Annotated in this window: 3 protein-coding genes; 2 read left to right on the forward strand and 1 reads right to left on the reverse strand. The window is 75.2% G+C overall.

Features of this window, described 5'->3' with window-relative positions; translation table 11 throughout:
* Positions 1-133 precede the first annotated feature (133 nt).
* On the forward strand, positions 134-991 hold the full coding sequence (locus E2C05_RS30045; RefSeq protein ID WP_133223288.1) for a divergent polysaccharide deacetylase family protein: 858 nt from the start codon (positions 134-136) through the stop codon (positions 989-991).
* Positions 992-1,589: 598 nt separating this feature from the next.
* On the opposite strand, the gene E2C05_RS30050 is transcribed toward E2C05_RS30045, so the two are convergent.
* Entirely contained in the window at positions 1,590-2,159 is a 570-nt protein-coding gene (locus E2C05_RS30050) for a TetR/AcrR family transcriptional regulator C-terminal domain-containing protein (protein WP_158292470.1), read from the reverse strand.
* Positions 2,160-2,349: 190 nt separating this feature from the next.
* On the opposite strand from E2C05_RS30050, the gene E2C05_RS30055 reads away from it, so the two are divergent.
* A complete protein-coding gene (locus tag E2C05_RS30055; RefSeq protein ID WP_133223290.1) occupies positions 2,350-3,270 on the forward strand; it encodes a DUF1349 domain-containing protein in 921 nt (306 codons plus the stop codon).
* Positions 3,271-3,390 lie beyond the last annotated feature (120 nt).

The following is a 3,390-nucleotide window of genomic DNA, read 5'->3' on the forward strand; positions in this document are numbered from 1 at the left end:
GCCGCCCGCCGCCGCACCGGCGGAACCGCCGGCCCCGGCTGCCGCGCCCGTTGCCGCCCCCGTCGCCGCGTCCCCCGCCACGCCGTCGCCAGCGGCCGCGACAACGCCCGCCGCGGCGCCGGAGCCAGCCCCGGTGCAGGATGCCGGCATCCGCATCCCCGGCCAGGCCGGCCGGCCGACCCCCGCGCTGGAGCCGGCGCTGGCGGAGGCCGGCCCCTATGGCCGCCTGCCCCGGCTCGGCCCCGACAACCGCAGTTCCATCCGTGCCTATGGCCGGCCCTTCGACCGGCAGGACCAGCGGCCGCGGGTCGGGCTGGTCGTCGGCGGCCTCGGGATGAATGCAGCGGTGACGGAGGAGGCGATCCGCCGGCTGCCCGGCGCCGTCGCGCTCGCCTTCAGCCCCTATGCGCCGCGGCCCGACCTGCTGCTGGACCAGGCGCGGACGCGGGGGATGGAGCTGCTGGTGGCGCTGCCGCTGGAGCCGACCGGCTATCCGCTGAACAACCCGGGCGACCGGGCGCTGCTGACCGGCCTCTCGCCTTCCGAGAATGGCGACCGGCTGCTCTGGGTGCTGTCGCGCTTCACCGGCTATGTCGGCGCCATCGGCGCGCTCGGCCCCATGCGCGGCGAACGCTACGCCATGCTGACGGAAGGGCTGACCTCGCTGCAGGCCGCCCTGCATGCCCGCGGCCTGCTCTATGTGGATCCGCGCCCGGGCGCGGTGCGGGCGCCGGACCGGGCCTGGGGCCGCGGCGTCGACCTGGTGGTGGACGAGCCAGCGACCCGCAGCGAGATCGAGCGGAAGCTGGCTTCGCTCGAAGCGCTCGCGCGGGAGCGCGGCTCGGCGCTCGGCTATGCGGGGGAGGCGTCGCCGGTGCTGGTGGAGCGGATCGCCGCCTGGGCGAATGGCGTGGAGACGCGCGGCGTGGTGCTGGCGCCCCTCACCGCCCTGATCCGCCGGCCGGAGCAGGATCCGCCGCGCGGGCGGTAGCCTCACCCGCCGCCCTCGTGGTGCCTTGGGGCGGGGCCTGCCGCATCGCAGGGCTGCGCCCGCCGGCCCGGCGATGCCGGCGGAGGGTGGCGGCACGGCCGGTCCTCTCGCCCCCGGCCCGACCGCGTCCCCAGCCGCCCCTCGCCTTCGGCGGCAGGGCTGCCCGCATGCCGCCGCCGACGCCGCGGCCGCCTGGGTCGAGGCCGGCGCGGGCGATCCGGTGCGGCCGCGGGCAAGCGCCCCGCGGCCCTGCGGCGCATGGCATGGGCCCGTCGCACGGAACCACCGACCGGCGGCATCGGCGCCGCCATCCAGGGCGGCGCCGATGCCGCCGGGAGGATTTGCCGCCCCCGTGACGCCTGCCCTCCTCGCCCGCCCGCTGAAGGGGATCGCGGCGATGCCGTGCGGCCGCATCACCTGGCAGACGACGGCAGGCGGCTGGCCGGCGATCGCGCGGCAGACCCCGGGATCCAGCACAGGATCCGCGGCGGTGCGGCGGCCAGCCCTGGATGCCGACCGCGGCAGCGCGGGCCTGCGCTGCCCCGTCTGCGCCGGCGTTCCGGGCATTCGGCCGGGCTGATCGCGGCCCCGCGCGCGGTCAACGGGCCGTCGAGTAGCCCCGCAGGAAGGTGTCGACGGCCGCGGCGACGACGGCCTCCGCATCCGCCTCCGCGAGATCGACGACCAGCATGTGCGGCCAGAAGGTGACGTCGTTGATCATCCCGAGGAATTGGCGCGCCGCCAGGGGCACGTCGGGAATGCGCAAGGTGCCCGCGCCGGCCTCGGACCGCAGATAGGCATGCAGGCGATTTAGATAGGGTCGCTTGCCCTGTTCGTAGAGCTCTCGGCCGAGTTCGGGGAAGCGCGGCACCTCCGCGATCATCACCCGGAACAGGGCCCGCGTGTCGGCCGGCGCCAGGGTCGCGGCATAGTCGCGCCCGATGGCCAGCAGCCCGGCGCGCGGATCGCCGGGCGTCGGCCGCGGCACCTCGTGCCGCGCGGCGTCGTTGCCGAAGACGCGCGCCATGACCGCGCCGAAGATATCGGCCTTGGCATGGAAATGCTTGAACACGGTCGCGGTCGAGACGCCGGCGCGCGCCGCGATCGCCGCGAGCGTGGCGTGCTCGTAGCCATGCGCCAGGAACTCCGCCACGGCGGCGTCGAGCACGGCGTCCCGCTTCGGCGGGCGACCTCGGCGCGACGAAGGCGGGGGCGCCCCGGCAACAGGAGGGGTGGGTCGGGCGGCGGCGCGGGCCATGCCGGCAGCATAAATCCGAGCGAAGCCACTTGCAAAATCCCGCTGCGTTTATTTACTGAGTGAGCGCACTCACTCACGAGTGCCCGCTTGGAGAACGCAGATGCCCCGTCGCCGAACCCTCGGCTTCGCCGCAATGACCGCCGCCATCCAGGGAGCCTTGCCGATCTCCGCCAGCCAGGCGCAGGCGCCGGCCGGGCCCGCGGATATCCGCGCGCTGTCCACCCGCTTCGACAGCCCGGCCGCGCTCGCCGGCTGGCGCCAGCACGAGGTGCCGGGCTTCTCGGCGAAATGGGATGCTCCGGTGGTGCAGGACGGCGCGCTGATCCTGCGGCCGCTCTCCTCGGGCTGGTTCGAGGACATGCAGGCCGGCCATCTCTACCGCGAGGTCGACGGCAATTTCGTCGTCACCGCCCGGCTGCGCGTCGAGGGCACGCGCGCGGCGACGCCGCAGACGCTCTTCTCGCTCGCCGGCATCTTCATCCGCGGGCCGCGCGAGGGGCTGACGGCGGCCAACTGGCAGCCGGGGCGGGAGAACTGGCTGTTCTTCTCGCTCGGCTCCGCCTTCCCGGCCGGCACGCCGCAGTTCGAGGCGAAGACGACGTTCAACTCGATCTCGACGCTTCGCATCGCCGATGCCGCCGCGGCCTATCAGGGCGGCAGGCCGGCCTGGGTGGCGCTGCGCGTCGCCCGCCAGGGCGAGTTGTTCTCCCTGCTGTACCGGATCGACGGGCAGCGCGAGTTCACCCTGCTCGACCAGTTCATCCGCCCCGACCTGCCGGCGCGGCTCCATGTCGGGCTGACCGCCTATTCGGACTGGAACACCGGGACGAACCATTATCCCGACTTCGCGCGCTACAACACGCAGCCCGCGCCGCGCAATGCCGACCTCGTGGCGCGGGTGGAGCAGGTGGAGTTCCGCCGGCCGACGGTGGACCGCTTCCCCGTCGCGTCCTTCGACGTCCGCTCCTCCTTCATGCCGGAGGTCAGCCAGCGCCGCATCGACGACCTGATCGCCAACTGACGCGGCGCCGCCGCAGGGCGCGGGCATCCGGGGCAGGCTGCCTCGGCGCGGGCCGCGTGTGGCCTGCGCCGGGCGGTGGACCGATGCCGGCCGCCGCAGCCCGGCGCGCGCGGGCGCGTC

The organism is Paracraurococcus ruber (assembly GCF_004353985.1).
GTDB classification, from domain to species: Bacteria; Pseudomonadota; Alphaproteobacteria; order Acetobacterales; family Acetobacteraceae; genus Paracraurococcus; species Paracraurococcus ruber.